This is a genomic window from uncultured Agrobacterium sp. (assembly GCA_913777615.1).
GTDB lineage: Bacteria > Pseudomonadota > Alphaproteobacteria > Rhizobiales > Rhizobiaceae > Agrobacterium.
On the sequence record CAJYTK010000005.1, the window covers coordinates 1 to 20557 of the forward strand.

The 20557-nt window shown below is 58.5% G+C and carries 23 protein-coding genes; 11 read left to right on the top strand and 12 right to left on the bottom strand.

The features are described 5' to 3' along the window. Positions 1–213 (top strand): TCP-1/cpn60 chaperonin family protein (locus tag QZ862_RS03745; RefSeq protein WP_296097629.1); only part of this gene is annotated, 213 nt, incomplete at its 5' end. A 214-nt stretch (positions 214–427) separates the two neighbouring features. Then, entirely contained in the window at positions 428–874 is a 447-nt protein-coding gene (locus tag QZ862_RS03750; protein WP_296038998.1) for a DoxX family protein, read from the top strand. 50 nt (positions 875–924) lie between these two features. On the opposite strand, the gene QZ862_RS03755 is transcribed toward QZ862_RS03750, so the two are convergent. From QZ862_RS03755 to hisS, 5 genes are read right to left on the bottom strand one after another with little or no spacing between them, the layout of a single operon-like run. Next, on the bottom strand, positions 925–1335 hold the full coding sequence (locus QZ862_RS03755) for a GFA family protein (protein WP_296097631.1): 411 nt from the start codon (positions 1333–1335) through the stop codon (positions 925–927). Between the two features lie 44 nt (positions 1336–1379). Continuing rightward, the gene (gene hisG / locus QZ862_RS03760; RefSeq protein ID WP_296097633.1) at positions 1380–2078 is read right to left on the bottom strand and encodes an ATP phosphoribosyltransferase; all 699 of its coding nucleotides are present in this window, start codon (positions 2076–2078) and stop codon (positions 1380–1382) included. Next, a complete protein-coding gene (locus QZ862_RS03765) occupies positions 2075–3196 on the bottom strand; it encodes an ATP phosphoribosyltransferase regulatory subunit (protein WP_296016890.1) in 1122 nt (373 codons plus the stop codon). The genes hisG and QZ862_RS03765 overlap by 4 nt, the downstream gene beginning before the upstream one ends. Positions 3197–3212: 16 nt before the next feature. Further along, positions 3213–3581, bottom strand: a complete 369-nt coding sequence (locus QZ862_RS03770; RefSeq protein WP_296097636.1) for a VOC family protein — start codon at positions 3579–3581, stop codon at positions 3213–3215. A 6-nt stretch (positions 3582–3587) separates the two neighbouring features. Further along, a complete protein-coding gene (hisS, locus tag QZ862_RS03775) occupies positions 3588–5105 on the bottom strand; it encodes a histidine--tRNA ligase (RefSeq protein ID WP_296097638.1) in 1518 nt (505 codons plus the stop codon). Positions 5106–5258: 153 nt separating this feature from the next. On the opposite strand from hisS, the gene QZ862_RS03780 reads away from it, so the two are divergent. The 4 genes from QZ862_RS03780 to QZ862_RS03795 all read left to right on the top strand — a co-directional run bounded on the left by QZ862_RS03780 (position 5259) and on the right by QZ862_RS03795 (position 7610). Continuing rightward, positions 5259–5486, top strand: a complete 228-nt coding sequence (locus QZ862_RS03780; protein WP_296016896.1) for a DUF6290 family protein — start codon at positions 5259–5261, stop codon at positions 5484–5486. Beyond that, complete coding sequence (locus tag QZ862_RS03785; protein WP_296016898.1) at positions 5470–5739, top strand: type II toxin-antitoxin system RelE/ParE family toxin; 270 nt, start codon at positions 5470–5472, stop codon at positions 5737–5739. The genes QZ862_RS03780 and QZ862_RS03785 overlap by 17 nt, the downstream gene beginning before the upstream one ends. Before the next feature lie 3 nt (positions 5740–5742). Then, on the top strand, positions 5743–6507 hold the full coding sequence (locus tag QZ862_RS03790; protein WP_296097640.1) for a hypothetical protein: 765 nt from the start codon (positions 5743–5745) through the stop codon (positions 6505–6507). 728 nt (positions 6508–7235) lie between these two features. Next, complete coding sequence (locus tag QZ862_RS03795; protein ID WP_296097642.1) at positions 7236–7610, top strand: DUF305 domain-containing protein; 375 nt, start codon at positions 7236–7238, stop codon at positions 7608–7610. 63 nt (positions 7611–7673) lie between these two features. On the opposite strand, the gene QZ862_RS03800 is transcribed toward QZ862_RS03795, so the two are convergent. Beyond that, the gene (locus QZ862_RS03800) at positions 7674–8588 is read right to left on the bottom strand and encodes a LysR family transcriptional regulator (protein ID WP_296016902.1); all 915 of its coding nucleotides are present in this window, start codon (positions 8586–8588) and stop codon (positions 7674–7676) included. An 81-nt stretch (positions 8589–8669) separates the two neighbouring features. Between QZ862_RS03800 and QZ862_RS03805 the strand changes: the two genes are divergently transcribed. Further along, positions 8670–9707 carry a putative sulfate exporter family transporter gene (locus tag QZ862_RS03805; RefSeq protein ID WP_296016904.1) on the top strand — a complete coding sequence of 346 codons (1038 nt, stop codon included), beginning with the start codon at positions 8670–8672 and terminating at the stop codon, positions 9705–9707. Between the two features lie 5 nt (positions 9708–9712). On the opposite strand, the gene QZ862_RS03810 is transcribed toward QZ862_RS03805, so the two are convergent. Beyond that, positions 9713–10144 (bottom strand): hypothetical protein, encoded by a 432-nt coding sequence (locus tag QZ862_RS03810; RefSeq protein WP_363315092.1) that lies wholly within the window; start codon positions 10142–10144, stop codon positions 9713–9715. Positions 10145–10152: 8 nt separating this feature from the next. Beyond that, entirely contained in the window at positions 10153–10782 is a 630-nt protein-coding gene (locus QZ862_RS03815; RefSeq protein WP_296097643.1) for a DNA-3-methyladenine glycosylase I, read from the bottom strand. Between the two features lie 182 nt (positions 10783–10964). On the opposite strand from QZ862_RS03815, the gene QZ862_RS03820 reads away from it, so the two are divergent. After that, entirely contained in the window at positions 10965–11687 is a 723-nt protein-coding gene (locus QZ862_RS03820) for a L,D-transpeptidase (RefSeq protein ID WP_296097645.1), read from the top strand. A 160-nt stretch (positions 11688–11847) separates the two neighbouring features. Here the strand turns inward: QZ862_RS03820 and glcF are convergent, their stop codons facing one another. The 3 genes from glcF to QZ862_RS03835 are packed head-to-tail and all read right to left on the bottom strand — an operon-like array spanning position 11848 to position 15814. Next, positions 11848–13164, bottom strand: a complete 1317-nt coding sequence (gene glcF / locus QZ862_RS03825) for a glycolate oxidase subunit GlcF (protein WP_296097647.1) — start codon at positions 13162–13164, stop codon at positions 11848–11850. Between the two features lie 2 nt (positions 13165–13166). Continuing rightward, a complete protein-coding gene (gene glcE / locus QZ862_RS03830) occupies positions 13167–14381 on the bottom strand; it encodes a glycolate oxidase subunit GlcE (protein WP_296097649.1) in 1215 nt (404 codons plus the stop codon). Further along, a complete protein-coding gene (locus QZ862_RS03835; protein ID WP_296097651.1) occupies positions 14381–15814 on the bottom strand; it encodes an FAD-linked oxidase C-terminal domain-containing protein in 1434 nt (477 codons plus the stop codon). The genes glcE and QZ862_RS03835 overlap by 1 nt, the downstream gene beginning before the upstream one ends. A gap of 112 nt (positions 15815–15926) precedes the next feature. Here QZ862_RS03835 and QZ862_RS03840 point away from each other — a divergent pair, with 112 nt between their 5' ends. Beyond that, positions 15927–16832 (top strand): LysR family transcriptional regulator, encoded by a 906-nt coding sequence (locus QZ862_RS03840; protein ID WP_296016919.1) that lies wholly within the window; start codon positions 15927–15929, stop codon positions 16830–16832. A gap of 32 nt (positions 16833–16864) precedes the next feature. Here QZ862_RS03840 and QZ862_RS03845 read toward each other — a convergent pair whose 3' ends face one another. Then, positions 16865–18142 carry a DUF3422 family protein gene (locus tag QZ862_RS03845; RefSeq protein WP_296097653.1) on the bottom strand — a complete coding sequence of 426 codons (1278 nt, stop codon included), beginning with the start codon at positions 18140–18142 and terminating at the stop codon, positions 16865–16867. A 219-nt stretch (positions 18143–18361) separates the two neighbouring features. Here QZ862_RS03845 and QZ862_RS03850 point away from each other — a divergent pair, with 219 nt between their 5' ends. Beyond that, positions 18362–19699, top strand: coding sequence for a glycosyltransferase family 1 protein (locus QZ862_RS03850; RefSeq protein ID WP_296097656.1), 1338 nt, complete (start codon positions 18362–18364; stop codon positions 19697–19699). Then, on the top strand, positions 19696–20451 hold the full coding sequence (locus tag QZ862_RS03855; protein WP_296097658.1) for an HAD-IIB family hydrolase: 756 nt from the start codon (positions 19696–19698) through the stop codon (positions 20449–20451). The genes QZ862_RS03850 and QZ862_RS03855 overlap by 4 nt, the downstream gene beginning before the upstream one ends. Positions 20452–20557: the final 106 nt, after the last annotated feature.

Here is a 20557-nt window from a genome sequence, read left to right on the forward strand (position 1 = left end):
AACTACGGCTACAACGCCCAGACCGGCGAATATGGCGACCTGATCCAGCTCGGCATCGTCGACCCGGTCAAGGTTGTTCGCACGGCTCTGCAGAACGCAGCTTCGGTTGCTTCTCTGCTGATCACCACCGAAGCCATGATCGCCGAGCTTCCGAAGAAGGAAGCTGCAATGCCGGCAATGCCGGGCGGCGGCATGGGCGGCATGGACTTCTAATCAGTCCATTCCCTCTGGGGTTTAGAAAGGGCGGTCTTCGGACCGCCCTTTTGTTTTGGCGCTCTGAAAGCTAGGATGTAGCTCATCCATTGTTCACTTTTTGAAGACGAACAGTCTTCTCTCGTTTATCTTTCGTCAATTAAAAAAATCCGCCAGAACTGTCTCCAGATTTTCACTCAACGGCTTGAACGAAAGCCTAAACGGAGACACCGCAATGTCCAGCAGTCAGAACGCTCTCGTGCTCGTCGCACGCATCCTTCTTTCCTTCATCTTCGTCTACTCCGGCTTTGGCAAGCTGATGGACCCTGCCGGCACAGCTGGCATGATCACCGGCGCTGGCCTGCCTGCGGCAACCGCGCTTGCTTACCTTGCCGGTCTGTTTGAGCTCCTGACCGGGCTTGCCGTTCTGGTTGGCTTCCAGACCAAGATTGCCGCTTTCGCACTGGCCGCATTCTGCGTCTTCACCGGCCTCGTCTTCCACAGCGGCACTGTTGCCGTTCCCGGCTGGCCAGATGCGGCTCTCGGCTGGATTAACACGCTGAATGGAATCATGCTGATGAAGAACATCACGCTGGCTGGCGCCTATATCCTTCTTGGAGCCTTCGGCGCCGGTGCATACTCCGTCGACGCGATGCGCGGCGGCAAGCTTGCCCACGCCTGAGATCGAATGCTATTCCTCCAGAGGCCGTCGGAGCGATCCGGCGGCTTTCTTTATTTCGGGGGGTCCTTGGGATGCGCAGGGATTTCTTTGAGGTCATCGACCCACTTGGCCCTTGATCGCGCCCATATCTGCACATGCGGCTCTAAAGCGGCACGCTCATTGATCGAGCCCCAGCGGATGCCCCAGGTGCCGGTCTCCTGCTCCGCACTGCTGAAGAGCGGCGCGGCGCAGTCGCTACAGAAATGCATCAGACGGACATTCCCGTTCTCCGCTTTTTTTCTGTAGAGCTTGGGCTCAGCGCCGGTCAGGCTGATGTCCTGGCGCTTCGCTCGCAAGGTCACGCGATAGGGGGAACCCGTCAGCCGCTGGCAATCCGTGCAGTGGCAGATGACCACATGCTCCGGATCGGCTTCCGCTTCATACCGAACGTTGCCGCAGTGGCACTGGCCTGTGATGCGCATGACACTCTCCTTCATAAGGAGAACGGCATAGACAAAATATGTCGTCAGCCAAGCGCCGTCTTGACGCGCGAGACGATCTCTCGGACGACCGAATCGCCCTCGTGCTCCGCCTTTCTGGCGCGAACAAAGCAGGCTTCGGATTTCAGAATGATGCCGTCCGTCAGGATTTTCAGGTGATTGGCCTTCAGCGTCGAACCCGTGGAGGTGATATCAACGATGATATCCGCCTGGCCTGCCGCAGGCGCGCCCTCTGTCGCACCGAGGCTTTCGACAATGCGGTAGAGCTGAATGCCGTGCTGGCGGGAAAAGAATTGCTGCGTCAGCCGCCAGTATTTGGTGGCGATTGCCAGACGGCGGCCATGGCGGGCGCGAAATTCGGAGGCGACGTCGCCGAGATCGGCCATGCTATCGACATCGAGCCAGATTTCCGGCACGGCGACCACCACATCCGCGTGGCCGAAGCCGAGACGCGCGCAGAACTCCACGCGTGCATCGACGTTGCTCAGATCTTCGCGCACGAGATCTTCGCCCGTCACGCCGAAATCGACGGTGCCGTTGCCAATCTCACGGGCGATCTCGGATGCCGAGAGATAGGCGATCTCGATATCGTCACGCCCTTCGATCCGGCCGCGATAGGAGCGATCGCTGCCGATAGCGGTGATTTTCAGCCCGGCGCGTTCGAGAATGGCGGAGGAATCGTCCTTCATGCGTCCCTTGGAGGGCAGCGCTATGGTGATTGTCATGCAGCGGCCCTCGCAGCTTCGATACGGTCCAGCCAGAGCGAGAAACCGACGGCAGGAATGGTGTCGGTGGCGCCAAGCAGCGTCATCAGGCGATCGAAGCGTCCACCGCCTGCCAGCACCGCGGTTTGCCCCTGTTGTGTGATTTCGAAGACCAGGCCGGTATAGTAATCGAGCGGGCGACCGAAAGCCGCGCCATAAGTCACGGCCTGCAAATCGACGCCGCTATTGGCAAGGGCTGCCACGCGGGAACCGAAATCGGACAGTGCTGGCCCAAGTTTCAGCTTTGCCTTTTCGGCAAAGTCGGAAAGCGTCTTAGATGCCTCCGACAAAGGTGCCTGAAGGCTTAAAAACTGCTTCAGCAGTTGGAAGCTGTCGTCCGGCAGGCGGGTGGCGGCAAGCGCCAACTTTTCGCGAAGGCGTCGCGCGATCTCCTGCGGGGAACGGCTGGCATTGGTGGAATAGCCGGTCTCTTGCATGACGCTGTCAATATAATCGACCAGAACCTTCTCCTCGCCGGTCGCAAGCAGTCCGGCCACGCGAGCGTCGAGCCCGGTCATCGGCTTTGGGCTGACGAGGCTTTCCAGCAGCGCATCGAGTTGAACCGTGTCGCCAAAGGCCTGAACCAGACGCTTCTGCCAGCCGAGCGGCAGGCCAAGTGCTGCGATCACCGCCTCGAAGACCTTCTGGTCCCCCAGCCGCGCCGAGAGCGAGCGGCCCGGCAGCAAGCGCTTCAGAATGCCGAAAGCGTCGCCAATCGCGCGGGCATCGGCAGCGGCGACATCGCCATCGCCCAGATCTTCGATGCCGGCCTGATAGAACTCATTGCCGCCCTCGCGCCGCTGGCGAAACACTTCGCCGAGATAGGCGTAACGTTTCGGCGTGCCGGTTGCCGTTTCGATATGGCGCAGGCAGACGGGGATCGTAAATTCCGGTCGTAGGCACAGGCTCTCGCCCGTTTCGCTTTCGGTCAGGAAAATACGACGGCGCAAATCCTCGCCGGCCATATCCAGAAAGGGGGCAGCTGGCTGGATAACGGGTGTGTTGACCCGCACCGTTTTGCGCGCCGCAAACTCGTCCAGCAGCTCTCCGGAAAATTCCGGCATGTCGATCAGGGGCATGAAGCGATACTTTTCGTCACGGTTCGAGCGGTTGCATCATCTCGATGCGGTTTCCGAAGGGATCATTCACGTAGAAGCGGTCATACCCTTCCAGTGGCTCATCCTCAACCACAGGGCAGCCTGCCGTTTCAAGTCTTTTTAGAAGTCCAAACAGATCATCTACTACAAAGGCGGGATGGGCCTTGGTGGCGGCGATGAAATCTTTCGCGACGCCGAGATGCACGCGGACATCGCCACGCGCAAACCAGCATCCGCCGCGGCCCGCAAGATTGGCAGGCTTTGCAACCTCCTGAAGACCGAGGAGGCCCGCATAAAACGTCCGCGCCTTGTCTTCTCCACCTTCAGGCATTGCCAGTTGGACGTGATCCAGGCGGAGAATGGTCATGGCCGATCAGCCTTCTGCCCGACGCCGGTCTTCGGCCTGGGCGGCCAGGATTTCCTTGACCTTGGCAACCAGTTCAGACTCGGCGACGACCTCTTGCGCGACACGCGCTTCGCGCCATGTCGCATTGTCCTCGATCTCTCCGGAGAGGCGCTTGCCTTCGATCAGGTCCTTGATCTGAACCACGCCTTCGGCACGCTCATCGCCACCCTGGATGATGGCGATGGGGGCGCCCATGCGGTCGGCATATTTCAGCTGATTGCCGAACTTCTTCCAGTTGCCCTGATACATTTCGGCGCGAATGCCTTCCGCTCGCAGTGCCTGCGTGAAGCGCTGGTAGCGCCCCATGCTGTCCACATCGCCATCCATAACGGTGATGAGAACAGGCGCGAGCACCTTTGCCTGACCGAGCTTGCCAAGGTTCTTCAACGCCGTCATCAGGCGCGAGACACCGATGGAGAAACCGGTTGCCGGAACCGGCTGGCCCATGAACCGCGACACGAGACCATCGTAGCGCCCACCGCCGCCGACCGAGCCGAAAACGACCTTCTCGCCCTTTTCGTTGGTGACATCGAATGTCAGCTCGGCCTCGTAAACCGGGCCGGTGTAATATTCGAGGCCGCGAACGACCGACGGATCGATCTTGATGCGATCTGCCTCGTAACCGGCGCTTGCAACGAGCGCGCCGATGACATTGAGTTCGTCGACACCTTCTTCGCCTTTGGAGGTGCCGGCGACAAGCTTTGCCAGATCGTCCGCACTTGCCGCATAATCCTTGATGCCGACGAAGAAGAGAACCTTGTCGACCTGCGCCTCGTCCAGCCCAGCACCCTTGGTAAAGTCGCCGGACTCATCCTTGCGACCGGGACCGAGCAAGAGCTTCACGCCTTCCGGGCCGAACTTGTCGAGCTTATCGATGGCGCGCAACACGTTGAGACGACGGCCGGCATTCTCTTGACCGCCGAGACCGATGGCTTCCATCACGCCATCCAGAACCTTTCGGTTGTTGACGCGAATGACGTAATCGCCGCGCTTGATGCCGAGCGCTTCCAGCGTATCGGCCATCATCATGCACATTTCCGCATCCGCCTGAACGCCTGCAGCACCGGCGGTATCGGCATCGAATTGCATGAACTGGCGGAAACGGCCGGGGCCGGGCTTTTCATTGCGGAAGACGTAGCCCGCTCGATAGGTGCGGTAAGGCAGCTGGATTTCGTTGAAGTTTTCCGCGACGTGACGGGCGAGCGGCGCGGTCAGATCGTAGCGAAGACTCATCCACTGGTCGTCATCGTCTTGAAGCGAAAACACGCCTTCATTCGGGCGGTCGCTATCCGGCAGGAACTTGCCCAGCGCATCGGTATATTCGAACAGCGGGGTTTCGACCGGATCGAAGCCATACAACTCATAGACCTTGCGGATCTTTTCGATCATCTCATTGGTGGCATGGATATCGGCAGCCGAACGATCCACGAAGCCGCGCGGCAGGCGTGCTTTCAGTTTCTGAGGCTTTTTTGCTTTTTCGCTCATGATGCCAGTCCAATTGTCTCTTGAAATCAAGCCGGTGTCTTAGAGGATGACGCCCCATGCGGCAAGGCCGGAGGTCCTCGGATTTGCTGGCCTTTGGCGCGAAAAACTGCTAAACGGGATACACGCATCCCAATCTCTTCGGGAGAGAACCGCATGAGCAAGCAAACCGCCATCCGTCTACCGGACGAGACCTATGAACGCCTTAAGGCGCTTTCCGAGCGCACCGGACGAACGTCGGCCTTTTACATCCGCGAGGCGATAGAAAAACATATCGAGGATATGGAAGATCTGTATCTGGCGGAAGAGGCGATGCGACGTATACAGCGCGGCGAGTCGAAGGTTGTGAGCGCCGAGGAGTTTTGGCGTGACCTGGACAATTGAATACGACATTCTCGTTCAGAAACAGATCAAGAAACTCGATCCACAAACGCGACGTCGCATTCGGTCATTTTTACACGACCGGCTGCTGCAACTCAACAGTCCGAGGCAAACGGGTGAAGCCTTGCAAGGCTCCGAACTCGGCAATTTCTGGCGCTACCGCGTCGGCGACTATCGTATCATCTGTGACATTCAGGATCAGAAGCTTGTCGTTCTCGTGGTCGAAATCGGTCATCGCCGGGAAGTCTACCGTTAATCCATGATCCTCGAAGCCCTGAACTATGCTGGCACATACTGGAAAACAGCGCCGGAATTTCGTCCGCATATCCGCTACTCCGTCAATTTGTGGGCGCGCGCCAATAGATGCGAGAAGCCGTGGGGAGAGCATGAGGAGAACTGCAAGCGCTTCATCCTATCGACGGCCTCGAAACTGAAACAACGACGTACCGCCGTCATTCTTGGTTCCGGCCTGTTGCGGGATGTGCCGTGGCGGCAGCTTGCGGCAGGGTTCGATACGCTAGTGCTGGTCGATCTGGTGCATCTGGCGAGCGTGCGGATGAAGCTCTATGGCCGAAAATACCGCAATGTCGTTCTCAATAGCCGCGATCTCTCTGGCTATGATGCGCTGAAGACGAGCGGCCTGATCGAGCCGTTGAGCTTTCTGCGGCAAGTGCCATATCTCGATCTCGTCGTCTCCGCTAATCTGCTGTCGCAAATCGGCACCGGCGCGCGTCACAGGATGGAGCAGGACGGGGCAAGCCGCATGCCGCAGGACACGCTCCAACGCCTGATCCAGGCGCATATCGACGGTCTCTCCGGCCTGCCCTGCAAGGTCTGTCTTCTCACCGATACGAGTTTCGACATCATCGACAAAAGCGGCAGACTGCATCAGCAGGAAGACCTGCTGCATGGGGTGACTGTTCCGAATGTCGCGCATCAATGGGACTGGCCCGTTGCGCCCTTCGGCGAGGAAAGCAAGGACTATCAGATCCTTCACAGCGTCGTTGCCAGCGAAGTGAGATGAGCGCCATTTTCTGACCGCGATTGATGCGTTAGAGCGTTTCCTTGTTAAATGGTAACGTTCTGCCGGAGCAGGTTTTCGTCAGGGCAAAGGCGATTGGCGAAGGGCATACCCAAAGGTACGGTCGAGCCGATCGCCTTTGAGCCTGGCGGAAAGATGACCGGCCCTTCGGGTTGGTTGAAACGGGCCACCTGCTTGCCCGGACGGCTTGGCCGTATGCGTTGGCTACGGCACGCGCCGCCCGGACAATCAGTCGATCCCGTTTGAACCAACAGAACTGTTTCCATTTAACAAGGAAACGCTCTAAAGTAACCGTATGCGCTTGATGGTTCGTACCTTGATGTTTCTTGCTTGCCTGATCTACGGCGCCATGCCGGCTACGGCGGCGATGGATATGTCCATGCCTGCGAGCGAGAACCACTCATCCGGCATGGCCAAGAGTCCTGTCGATCACGACATGGCGGATGCTTCCGAAGACACGGGAGCCCAAAGCGCTCCGTGCCCGCATGAAAAGAGCATGACGCACGCGCCCTTCTGTCCTGCCTGTCTCGTTCTTCTGCCGGACCTAACCATTCCGGAAAAAGGCCGATCGCCCCACGCCACTCCGATGCCGGGCCTGCAAGCAAGCCTCATTGGTGATGCTCCCGCGCCACCTCTTCCCCCTCCCCGAGTCTGATCCGATTTCGAGATTCACGTTTCAATCGAAATTTCCGACAGAGGAAGGATATCCCATGTCTATCAAGATCATTTCCATCGCCGTCGCCTTCGGCGCGTTCATGGTCCTGCCCGCGCTTGCGCAGGACCACTCCGTTCATGCTGGCCACACTATGCCCAAGCAGGAAGCCACGGACAGCGCCTCGACAAAGGCCTTCATGGAGGTTTCCAAAAAAATGCACACCGCCATGCAGCAGGACTATACCGGCAATGCCGATGTCGATTTCGTCCGAGGCATGATCCCGCATCATCAGGGTGCGATCGATATGGCAAAGGTCCAATTGCAATATGGCAAGGACCCGGAAATCCGTAAACTCGCCGAAGAAGTGATCAAGGCGCAGGAAGCGGAAATCGCCATGATGAAAGAATGGCTGAAGTCGAAGGGTTACTGATCACAAAGTAGGTATGTTTGGAGGGAGCGTCATCGGGCGCTTCCTCTTCTCGGCGACCCGTGGTCAAAGGCCCGTCAGACCCGCCTTGTAGCTTCCGGCAAACTCCCGGCTCAGACGCTCCAACTCCAGCGATGCGCGGCTTGGGTGCCGCTCCTTGTGCATGAGAAGCGAAAATTGGCGTGCAGGCAGGTCGATGCCGACGCGGGTGAGCAACCCCTGTCGCAGCATCAGTGCCGCGACGGACGCCGACACCACCGCAGCCGCGCCGCCTGCGCGCGCTGCCGCAACCACAGCCTCGTTGGATGGCAGTTCCAGCGTTACCTGCAGATCGGCAAGAGACATGCCCATGGCCTTCAACGCGGCTTCGAAGGCGGAGCGCGTACCCGAGCCCTGCTCGCGCAGCACCCATGTCGTTGAGCGAATATCCTGCGCTTTCAATTGCCGACCGTCCGAGAAAGGATGCAGCGGCCCGACCACGACGAGCAGTTTGTCGGACACGATGGGGCGGACGGAGAGCGCCGGCTCATCGATATCGCCCTCGATGAAGCCGATCTCGGCTACACCCTTCAGGACTGCCTCCGTCACCGTGCGTGTATTGCCGACCTCAAGCGTGACCGTCACGCCGGGATAGAGCTGCTTGAACTGCATGAGAATGGATGGAAGCCAGTAGCTGGCAATTGTCTGGCTGGCGAAGACGCGGATTTCACCACGCGTCAGACCGCCCATTTCAGAAAGGATCAGTTCGGCGCTGCGCACGCGGTTCAAGGTAGAGCGCGCTTCGTCCAGAAAGACGCGACCGCTCTCCGTCAACTCGATACCACGACCGACGCGGTGGAATAGTTCGACATTGTAGTAAGCCTCAAGCGTTTTGATCGCGGAGCTGACGGCCGAGGGCGTCAGCCCGAGTGCTTCCGCAGCACGCGTCAGATGCTGTCTTTCCGCGACAGCAACGAAAATTCTCAATTGCTCAAACGTCATTTTCTATCATTCGATTTTGTCGAATAAAATATGCCATATTATTTGATGGAATGGAACGGACGTTCGTAAGATGATGATCATATGGCAAATCATCGTTCACTGACCTCATCTCTGTCCCTGTCCCGCTTCCCGTCAATTCGGTTGCTCCCTGGCATATTTTTATGCGGCGCCATCAGCGTCGCTGCGATCATTGCGCAGGAGGCGCAGGTACGCGTAGCCGGCCATGCCTGGCTTGGAGATCTGGTGATTGCGATCGTGTTCGGCGTGCTGCTCAAAAGCTTTACCAGGCTTCCGGAAGCGACGACGGTTGGTATAAAGTTCAGCGCCAAGACGCTGCTGGAGATCGCCGTTGTGCTTCTTGGCGCTTCGCTCAGCCTCTCAATTCTCAAAGGCGCTGGCGGCTTGCTGATTTTCGGTATCGCCATCATCGTTGCATTGTCGCTCGCCGGTAGCTACGCCATCAGCCGGATGATCGGTCTTGACTCCAAGCTTGCCATCCTCGTCGCCTGCGGCAATTCGATTTGCGGCAACTCCGCCATTGCGGCCGCTGCACCCGCCATCGGCGCGAAGGCTCAGGACGTGACCGCAGCCATCGCCTTTACCGCCGTCCTTGGCGTCGCAGCAGTCGTCATCATGCCGGCACTTCCCGCTCTCCTCTCGATGGATGCGATCCATTATGGCATGTTTGCGGGTATGACCGTCTACGCCGTACCGCAGGTTCTGGCTGCAACCGCACCGATGGGCGCGGTTGCGGTTCAGACCGGTACGGTGGTCAAACTCATCCGCGTGCTGATGCTGGGGCCCGTCGTCACCACGCTTTCGATCATCCATGGCCGTGGTGCGAGCGGTCGGCTCGATCTACAAAGGATGGTGCCCTGGTTCATCATCGGTTTCGTGTTGATGATCATGGCCCGTTCCTTTGGCCTGATCCCAAATATTGCGCTGGCACCCATCAGCGGCCTTGCCAATGTGCTCACCATCATGTCGATGGCAGCCCTCGGTCTTTCGGTGGATATCCGCTCCCTGCGTCATGCGGGCGGCAAGGTCATCCTGGCTGCCACGGCATCGCTGCTACTTCTCTGCGCACTATCGGTCGGGCTGATCGCGATCGCAGGATAAGCCGCTTACGGTTGGCGTTCGACAGTGATCGTATAATTGGCGCCGAGACCACGACGCGATGAACTCAAGACCAGGATGGGCCGGATCAGCCACTCGGTGTCTTCTTTCGGTGTGATCACCGTTGTGTTGTTGCCGGTGTCGCTGAAGAAGATCGCATCGTCGTCCGGTTTGCCGAAATCAAAAATCGCCATGACGACGAACTCGCTGCGGCTAGCGAGCGACACCTTCAGCGTTTCGCCGGCTTTCACCTTGAGACGATAGACTTCACCCCTGCCCTGGCGGGTCCAGCCGTTCAGGCTCAGATTGCCAGAGGCCGGCATTTCGACGGCCTTCAACTGCTCCCCATCATCGAGCCACATGCCGTCGACGTTCCGCTGCTCGGCGACGACGGGCGCCGCAACAGAAAAGAAAAGAAGGCTGGCAAGGGCGCATTTGATAAATGTCTTCAAGGCCGTACGAACTCCTGCCGCAGCGCTTCGATTCGGGGGCGACAATGGCAGCCCTCTATGTGGTCGTTGACCATGCCCATGGCCTGCATGAAAGCATAGACGGTGGTGGGCCCGACAAAACTCCAGCCACGCTTCTTCAGGTCCTTCGACAGTCGAATGGAGGCTGGCGTCGTCGGGTTGGCGCGCAGGGTTGCGTAGTCGAAGACATCCGGGCGCTCGTCCTGCTTGGGCTCGAAGCTCCAGAAATAGCGCGCCAGCGTGCCGAATTCATCGCGAAGGGCGACGGCGCGCTTGGCATTGTTGATGGTTGAAACGATCTTGCCGCGATGACGCACGATGCCCTTGTCGGCAAGGCAGCGCTCTACATCGGCGTCGGTGAAGGCTGCGACCTTCTCGAAGTCGAAGCCAGCGAAGGCGGCGCGAAAGCTCTCGCGCTTGCGCAGAATCGTCAGCCAGGAAAGACCGGACTGAAATCCTTCAAGACAGATCTTCTCAAACAATCGCTTGTCGTCGGTGACAGGGTGGCCCCACTCGTCATCGTGGTAGCGGCGGTAATCTTCCAGTCCCTGCTGCCAGAAGCAGCGGACCTTGCCATCCTCGCCCGTCAACAACCCGTCTTCACTCATGCGGCACCGTCTCTTTCAGCCCGGTTCTTACCATTGATTCACCCTGTTTTAAAACCGCCTGCTAACCTTATCGAAAGGTTTCAGCGAAATAGCGATTTCGACTGAGGTCTCTTTACCATTCGCTGGTCTGCACGTGCGAACGTGACGATCATTTTCCGGTGTCATGTAAAAGAGTCCACCCGATGTCGATGAAAACCGTCTTTCTAGCGTTGAGCGCCGTGTTTGCCGCTCTCACTCCGGCAATGGCAAATGACCGTTACCGCGAGCGCCCGCCGATCGTCGTCAGCCCTGATCTGACAGCGCCGTGGGTAACACAGATGGGTCGTGGCGATGTGCGTCCGGTCGTCTATCCGCAACCGCCACAGCGCCAGCCGCTTTTCCAGCGCCGCGGCGTGCAGCAGCGTCCTCAGGCCGTGGCTGCACGACCCAATGCGCCGCGTGTGAGGATCGACCCGCAGTTCCTGCCGCAGATCGTTAATTACGACACGAAAGAAGCACCCGGCACGATCGTCATCGATACGCCGAACCGACTGCTCTATCTCGTCATGGAGGGTGGCAAGGCACGCCGTTACGGTGTGGGCGTCGGCAAGCCGGGCTTCGAGTGGGCGGGAACGCACGCAATCACCCGCAAGACGGAGTGGCCGACCTGGACTCCACCGAAGGAAATGATCACGCGGGAAGCCGCCAAGGGTCATTATCTTCCGGCCTTCATGGAAGGCGGACCGGAAAACCCGATGGGCGCGCGCGCAATGTATCTGGGCTCGACGCTCTACCGCATCCACGGCACCAACCAGCCATGGACCATCGGCAGCAACAATTCGTCCGGCTGCATCCGCATGCGCAACGAAGATGTCACTGACCTTTACGAGCGCGTGAAGGTCGGCACGAGGGTTATTGTGATCTGATAGCAACGCCTGGCTGTAAGTTTGATTCAAGACACCATCACGCTTCACACTTCTACTTGCGAGCTTTGGCGGAACGGCTAAATTGATTTCACGAGCTTGGCGGGGGATGCCAGGGGGAACGGTAAGCGCTTTTAGCAGCAACCGAAGAAAAACGAGCGGCTCAGCCGCTCGTTTTTTGTTTCAGGCTTAACTTCGGTGGCTTTTGACCGCCATAGGCCCAGTCCAGCAGCTCGACCGTATGCAGGATCGGCATCGGAGTGCCGGTGGCGATCTGCGTCATGCAGCCAATATTGCCAGTTGCGATGATATCGGCCTTGGTGGCCTCGATGTTCTTAATCTTGCGCGCCTTCAACTGGCCAGAAATCTCCGGCTGCATGATGTTGTAGGTCCCGGCAGAGCCACAGCAGAGATGTCCCTCTGCGGGATCACGCACGACGAAGCCCGCATTTTTCAACAATAGCTTCGGCGCCATCGTGATTTTCTGGCCATGTTGCATTGAGCAAGCAGAGTGATAGGCCACCGATAGCCCGTTACGTTCCAACACCGGCAAATCGAGTGTCGACAGATATTCCGTTATGTCCTTTGCCAGAGCGGAAACACGCGCTGCCTTCTCCACATAGTCCGGATCGAGCCGCAGCATATGGCCATAATCCTTGATCGTTGTGCCGCAGCCGGATGCCGTGATGACGATCGCATCGAGCCCGCCCTCTTCCACCTCGCGGATCCAGATATCGACGTTTTGGCGGGCGAAAGCGAGCGCCTGTTCTTCGCGCCCCATGTGATGGACCAGCGCACCGCAACAGCCCTCCCCTTTCGGTGCGACCACCTCGATACCCAGACGGGTCAGGAGCCTGACAGTGGCCTCGTTGATGCCCGGGTCGAGAACCGGCTGAGCACAGCCGGTCAGGATTGCGACCCGGCCTCGCTTCTGCCCTTCAGCGGCGGGAGCGGAATGCCAAGCGACAGGTGGCGCGGAAATCGAATTGGGTGCGAGATCGAGCATGGCGGCGAGCGGCTTCAATGCCGAGACCTTGCGCAGGAGCGGTGACAGCGGGCGCCCGATTTTCGCAAGCTTCAAAGCCAGCCTGAAGCGTGCGGGATAGGGCAGGATGGCGGCCAGCAGGCCGCGGATCAACCGGTCCATCAGCGGGCGCCGATAGGTCTTTTCGATATGGACGCGCGCGTGATCCACCAGATGCATGTAATCCACACCCGACGGACAGGTGGTGGTGCAGGCAAGACAGGACAGGCACCGGTCGATATGTGTCACCACCTCGCGGTCGGCGGGACGGTCATTCTCCAGCATATCCTTGATGAGATAGATGCGCCCGCGCGGGCTATCAAGCTCGTTGCCGAGCGTGACATAGGTGGGACAGGTGGCCGTGCAGAAGCCACAATGCACGCATTTACGCAGGATCTTTTCAGACTCGGCAACATGCGGATCGGCCAGTTGTTCAGCCGTGAAGGAGGTTTGCATGATCAGATCCCCATTCTGCCTGGATTGAAGAGCCCCGCCGGATCGAGCTTGTGCTTGATACGTTGAGACAGCGCTGATTCGACCGCATTCAAGGGCTCGAAAGCCGGAACCGTTCGTCGCACATTATCCGCTGCACGAAGAAGCGTGGCGTGACCACCGCCGAGCGAACGGATGTAACCGCGCAGCAGTTGCGCCTCCGGATCGGCTTCCATCTGCATCCACACAAGCCCACCCTGCCAGTCATAGAAGGCATCAATGCCTGCCTCCAGACGGAGCGCGGCGACCAGCTTGTGGCCCTGTGAGGGCGCAATCGACACGCGCCAGAGCGGCTTGGACGCGTTGCCCGCGTACGGCGCTACATCGCGGATTTCCTGCCAGAGTGTGCGGCTCTCGCCGCGCTCAAGAGAAGTCATTGTGCCGAAGGATGCCAGAAGCGTCTTCAGCTTTTGCGATCTCGCCTCGACCGAGGCTGCAAGCCCCTCTAGTCGAAGCACGGTCGCGGCACCTTCGGGAAGTTGCCCATTGAGGAAGCGGGACTTAACACTTTCCGGCAGATGCGCCGCTCCGGAGATTTCGAGGCTGGTTGCCATCGCCGCTGCCATAGCATTGGCCGCTGTCTCATCTTCCAGCCCCGAAATAACAAGCGTCACTTCAGCAGGCGGAACCGGCAACACGCGGAAGGTCACCTCCGTCAGCAAACCGAGCGTGCCGTAGGAGCCCGCAAGAAGCTTGACGAGGTCTAGACCGGTGACATTCTTCATCACGCGCCCACCGGCCTTGATCGCCTCGCCGCTGCCATTGACGAAGCGGATGCCGAGCAGACTGTCTCGCGCAGCACCGGCCACATAACGGCGCGGACCAGAGACGTTGGCTGCAAAAACGCCGCCAATGGTGGGTTCGCCTGTCGTGCCCATGATAGCGCGATGATCCATGGGCTCGAAGGCCATCATCTGCCTGGCCTCGGTCAAAGCGGCCTGCACGTCGGCGGTTGGCGTCCCGGCCTTGACGGTCATCACCATCTCGGCGGGATTATAAGAAACGATGCCGCTCAAGGCTCGCGACGATAATGCCGCATCTGCCTGTACGGAATTGCCAAAGCCAGCACGCGTATTGCCACCGATGATGGCGATCGGACGTCCTGCTTCTGCGCGTTCACCAATGATAGCTGCCGCCTCTAATTCCGATTGGGGCGTGAAAATGGGGTATGCGGTGTCCATCAAGCTCTGCTCTCCAAAGGAAAGACCTTGGACGGGTTCAATATCCAGTCTTCGTCAAAGGCGGCGCGGACTGCCATCTGCTGCGCCAGATCGGCGTCTGAATATTGATGCCGCATCAAATCGCGCTTCTCGATGCCGACACCATGCTCCCCGGTCAGACAGCCGCCTGCATCGACGCAGAGTTTCAGTATCTGGTTGCCCGCCTCTTCGGCGCGCGCCGCATCGTCTGGATCATTGGCGTTGAACAGGATCAGTGGATGCATGTTGCCATCACCGGCATGGAAAACGTTGGCGACGCGAAGGCCGAGCGCGTCGGTGATCTCGCTCGTCTTCTTCAGCACATGAGAAAGCTGGCTGAGCGGCACCGTGCCATCCATGCAGATGTAATCGGCAATCCGGCCAGTTGCACCGAAAGCGGATTTCCGGCCCTTCCAGATCGCAGCCGCCTCCATCGCCGACTGACACTCGCGCACGGTCTTCACTGCATGCTGGCGAGCAATTGCGACGATATCGGCCAGCATGGCATCCATCTCATCTTCAGAGCCCTCAACCTCGACGATCAAGAGCGCGCCGACATCGAGCGGATAACCTGCGTGGGCAAAAGCCTCACAGATTTCGATGGCCGGCTTGTCCATGAACTCGATCGCCACTGGAATGATCCCGGAACCGATAATGTCGGCCACGCAGGAACCAGCCTCTTCCGAGCTTTCGAAACCGAAGAGCACCGGGCGCGCGCCTTCGGGCTTGGCGATCAGGCGCACCTTGGCTTCGGTGACGATGCCGAGTTGACCTTCCGAGCCACAGACGAGACCCAAAAGATCATAGCCTGATGCGTCGAGATGCTTACCGCCAAGTTCCAGCACCGTGCCATCCACCAGCACCATTTTCACCCCAAGCAGATTGTTGGTGGTGACACCATATTTCAGGCAATGCGCTCCACCGGAATTCATGCCGATATTGCCGCCGATAGTGCAGGCCAATTGCGAACTCGGATCGGGCGCGTAGAAGAACCCTTGCGGACTGGCTGCATCGGAAATGGAGAGGTTGGTGACACCTGCTTGGACGGTTGCGGTGCGGTTGAACAAGTCCAGTTCAAGGATCGAAGACATTTTCGAGAGGCCGATCACCACCGCATCTTCCTGCGGGATCGCACCGCCGGAGAGCGACGTACCGGCACCTCTTGGAACTACGGGTATGCCGTAGCGATGACAGTATTTCAAAACAGCGGAGACCTGCGCCGTGTTTCTTGGAAGCGCTACAGCCAATGGCAGTCTGCGATAGGAAACAAAGGCGTCCGTCTCGAAAGGTACGAGCTCTCTCGGCTCGTGGACGAGACACTCGGGGGGAAGCAGATCGGCAAGATCGGCAATGATCCTTCCCCGGCTGGAGAGCACCGAGGCGCGTGGCGTCAAGAATTCTATTGCTTGCGACATGATTTGCCGATGCCTCCCTCATCTCACCCATCCTATGCGGAGTTTAGGCCTTGGTGGCAAGCTGCGCAAATGCTAGAGATTATTTCCAATTTGGAAAGAATGGCTGGGACCGATGACAAATCTTGGTGATCTCGAGGTCTTTGCCAGCGTTGCTGCCTCCGGCAGCATGTCGGTGGCAGCGAAGGAACTCGGCTACTCGCCCGCCGTGATTTCGAAGCGCATCAAGCGGCTGGAGGAAAAACTCGGCGCGCGGCTGTTTCAGCGCACGACACGCCAAATCTCGTTAACAGAGGCAGGCCAGGGATTTCATCAGAGAATTCTATCCGTCCTGGAGGGGCTGGAAGAGGCGGAAGACTTCGTCTCAGGCCGGTCAAACTCTCTGACCGGAACGTTGAAGGTGTCAGCCTCCACCTCCTTCGGCCGCATGCATGTGGCACCGCATCTCAAAGGCTTCATGGACAGGCATCCATCGCTCTCCATCAATCTGACGCTCAGCGACGACTTCATCGATATCGTCGCGGGTGGCTACGATCTCGCCATCCGCATTGCCGATCTCTCGGATTCCAGCCTTGTCGCACGACGGCTTGCGCCGGTCCGCCGCGTGCTGTGCGCCTCGCGATCCTATGTTGAGGAACATGGACTGCCCGACACCATTGAGGATTTGAAGAACCATCGCTGCCTACCAGCACACAACAACGATCTTTGGCGGCTGGAAGGACCGGACGGAGCGTTCAATTTGCGCCCTGAAGGCCTGCTTGTGACCAATTCGTCGGAGGTGATACGCGAGGCGGTAATTTCCGGGCTTGGCATTGCGCTGCGATCCACCTGGGATATCGGGCCGGAGTTGAAATGCGGCGCGCTCATTCAGGTGCTTCCGGCCTATGAAGGATCGAAGAACGTGGCACTCTCGGCGGTCTATTCCAGTCGCCGGTTCCTGCCAGCGAAGGTTCGTCTCTTCATCGATTATCTGGCGAACCTCTATGGTCCCGTTCCCTACTGGGACACGGATGCATTCTAGGGTCAAAACCTGATCAGAATAGGAATCTCGGTCTAATGCGGAGCGTCCGCCGCGTGGTGCTTGCGGATATTGCGCACCACCCACCATACGCCGATCACGGCAATGGGAACCGATGCGCCGGTGATCACGGCCGGATCGATCGGCAGCAGGTCATGCGTCACTGCCTTGGTGAGATAGCCGATCAGCCCGACGACGTAATAGGATATGGCAGCGACAGAAAGGCCTTCGACTGTTTGCTGCAGCCGCAATTGCATGGCAGCACGCCTGTTCATATTGTTTAAAAGCACGCTGTTCTGCCGCTCGAGCTCGACATCGATCCAACTGCGCACCAGCGATGTGGCACGATACAGCTTTCGAGACAGGTTGGCCTGGCGTTCCTCAACCGACTGGCAGGTGCGCATGGCAGGCGCCAGCCGCCGTTCCAGAAAGGTGGCCATGGTTTCGTGTCCATGGATCGGCGTTTCAGCCAGTGTGCGAATGCGCTCGCGGACAATGACGTCATAGGCGCGGCTTGCGCCGAAGCGATAGAGGCTAAGCGCCGCGTTGGCCTCCAGTTCTGCGGCAAGGCGGGTCATTTCGGCCAGAAGCGCATCGGCTTCTTCTCGCGCACCGTTCTTCATCCGCTGCGTGATCGCGGTCAAACCGTCTTCGATACGACGGATTTCCGGCGACAGTGTCTGGGCCAACGGCAATCCGAGCATGGCGAGCGTCCGGTAGGTTTCGATGTCCAGCAGACGCTGCACGATACCTCCACGCGCCGAATCGGTGAGGCCCCGGTCGAGCAGAAGAAACTGCGTCAGCCCATCGCGATCCTGGCGGAAGTCCGTAAGGATGGACGCCTGCCCTTCGCGAACGGTGCTGTGGCATAGACTGATCGGATCGAAATGGCTTTCTGCGTTGGCGGTTTCCGGTCCATCGTCACGAATTTCGAGCCTGACCGCAGAGATCAGCGAGCCGGGCGGCGAAAAGCCATCTCCAAAAGGATCGCCAACGATCTCGCCGCCAACCTTTTCCGGCGCCGGCCCATCCCAGAACCAGGTAGAGAACTCGGTGTGTCTTTCCCATCTGAGCGTGCCTAGGCCGCAAGGCATGGCGTGGTGACGGGCATCGCGTTCCGGTGGCGCGACACCACGGCTACGCGACATTTCCGCAATCGCCGAATGATGTACGGAGGCGCCACCATCCATCATGAAGGCCAGTTGGATGATAATGCGTGACGAGCCGAGCAATACGGTCGGCCTCGCATGAATTTCCCCTAGCGCCAATGACCTCTCCGGCGCACTGGCAAATGCAAATCGTCCCCTGGCCATCAGCCCTCTCCGTCTCAATCATACAGATTTATCAAATCGCAAGCCGCATGGGCAGATGCCGAGTTGCCGCAGGCAAATTGCTAAAACACCCCTTGCCCAGAGATATAGTCGTTGGCGCCTGAAGAAAGAAAATCCTATTAACGCAATTTTTCCGGGAACTTTATCAACTTTGAGACGTTCTTGACGGGTTATTGGAAAATTCTACCAAGATGGGACGCTATGACTACCACGAGCGAAACTGAACGCTATCCCCGGATAGCACTCATATCGACACATGGCTACGTCGCCGCACACCCGCCGCTTGGCGCAGCCGACACGGGAGGACAGGTCGTCTATGTCCTCGAACTCGCAAAAAAACTCGGTCAACTCGGCTACACGGTCGATCTATACACCCGCCGCTTTGAGGACCAGCCAGAGATTGATGAGGTGGACGAACGCGTTCGCGTCGTGCGCATTCCCTGCGGCGGAAAGGAATTCATTCCAAAGGAGTATCTCCACCGCCACCTTCTGGAGTGGTGCGAGAACGCGCTGCGCTTCATCAAGAAAAACGCCCTCACCTACTCCTTTATCAACAGCCACTACTGGGATGCGGGCGTGGCCGGCCAGAGGCTGTCTGAAGCGCTGAAGATCCCGCACCTTCACACGCCCCACTCGCTCGGTATCTGGAAAAAGCGCCAGATGGAAACCGACTACCCCGAGAAGGCGGATACGTTCGAACTCGAATTCAACTTCAAGGAACGCATCCAGCACGAGCTGATCATCTACCGTAGCTGCGATATGGTGATCGCCACGACGCCGGTGCAGCTCGACGTGCTACTCGAAGACTATGGACTAAAGCGCAAGCAGGTCCACATGATCCCACCGGGATATGACGACAATCGGTTCTTCCCCGTATCGGAAGCCTCACGGCAGATGCTGCGCCAGCGCTTCGGCTTCAGGGGCAAGACGGTGCTGGCATTGGGAAGGCTTGCGACAAACAAGGGTTACGACCTACTGATCGACGGCTTTTCAGTTTTGGCCGAGCGTGAACCCGATGCGCGCCTCCATCTTGCCGTCGGCGGCGAGAATATGGACAACCAGGAAACTACGATCCTCAATCAGCTCAGGGAGCGAGTGAATGAACTCGGACTTGAGGAGAAGGTCGATTTCTCCGGTTACGTCTCAGACGAGGATTTGCCCGATATCTATCGAGCAGCCGATCTCTTCGTTCTGTCGAGCCGCTACGAACCTTTCGGCATGACGGCGATAGAGGCGATGGCGAGTGGAACACCCACGGTCGTCACGATCCACGGCGGACTGTTTCGCGCCGTAAGCTACGGGCGTCATGCACTTTTCGCCGACCCCTTCGACAAGGAAGATCTCGGCATTACCATGATGAAGCCGTTCAAGCATGAACGCCTTTACGGACGACTGTCACGCATGGGCGCGCACAAGGCCCGCAGTCTGTTTACCTGGACGGGCATTGCCCAACAGTTGCTCTCGGTCATCGAAGGGCGTCCGATAATGCCCGTGCTGGAAGAGTCCGATTGGGCCGAACCATGGAATGATGGCGATTGAAACCTGTAAGGCTTTTTTCCTCCGATCTCGACGGAACGCTCGTCGGCAATAACGAGGCGACGGCACGCTTTCGCGATTACTGGCATTCTCTTCCGGATGCCGAACGCCCGCTGTTGGTTTTCAACAGCGGTCGACTGATCGATGATCAACTCGATCTGATCGAGACAGTGCCGCTGCCCCGCCCCGACTACATTATCGGCGGCGTGGGCACGATGCTGTTCTGCTCCAATGACCCGACACTGTCGAAAGATTATGTGTCTTTCCTCGGATCGGGGTTCGATCCGCATGAAATTGCCCGCGTGATGCAAGGTGTGCCCGAGATCCGTCGACAGCCTGATCAGTATCAACATGGCCTGAAGTCGAGTTGGTATCTACACGACGCCGATCAAGCGTTGTTGTCCGAGATCGACCGGCGTTTGGGTGACAATGGGATCATGGCACGTATCGTCTATTCTAGCGGTCGCGACCTCGACATCCTGCCGCGCGCAGCGGACAAGGGAGCGGCAATTCGCTGGCTTTGCGATCGTCTCGGCTTCGAGCTTGGTGAGACCGTCGTAGCAGGCGATACGGGAAACGACCGTGCGATGTTCGAACTCCCTCAAGCCAGAGGCATCGCTGTCGGCAACGCGCTTCCTGAACTCAAATCCTACGCAACCGGAAGACACAATGTAGTGATTTCGGTTGAAGAAGAAGCGGATGGCGTTATATCGGGACTAAAACACTGGATGAACCCTGCCACCATGCATCAGTAATTACAAAAATACTGGTGCAAGAGCAGCAAATCCGCATTGACCCGACTCCTTCGGAAAGAGAAAATGAAACTTGCCGAACACGGATCGGCTTGAGATTTCATTCACG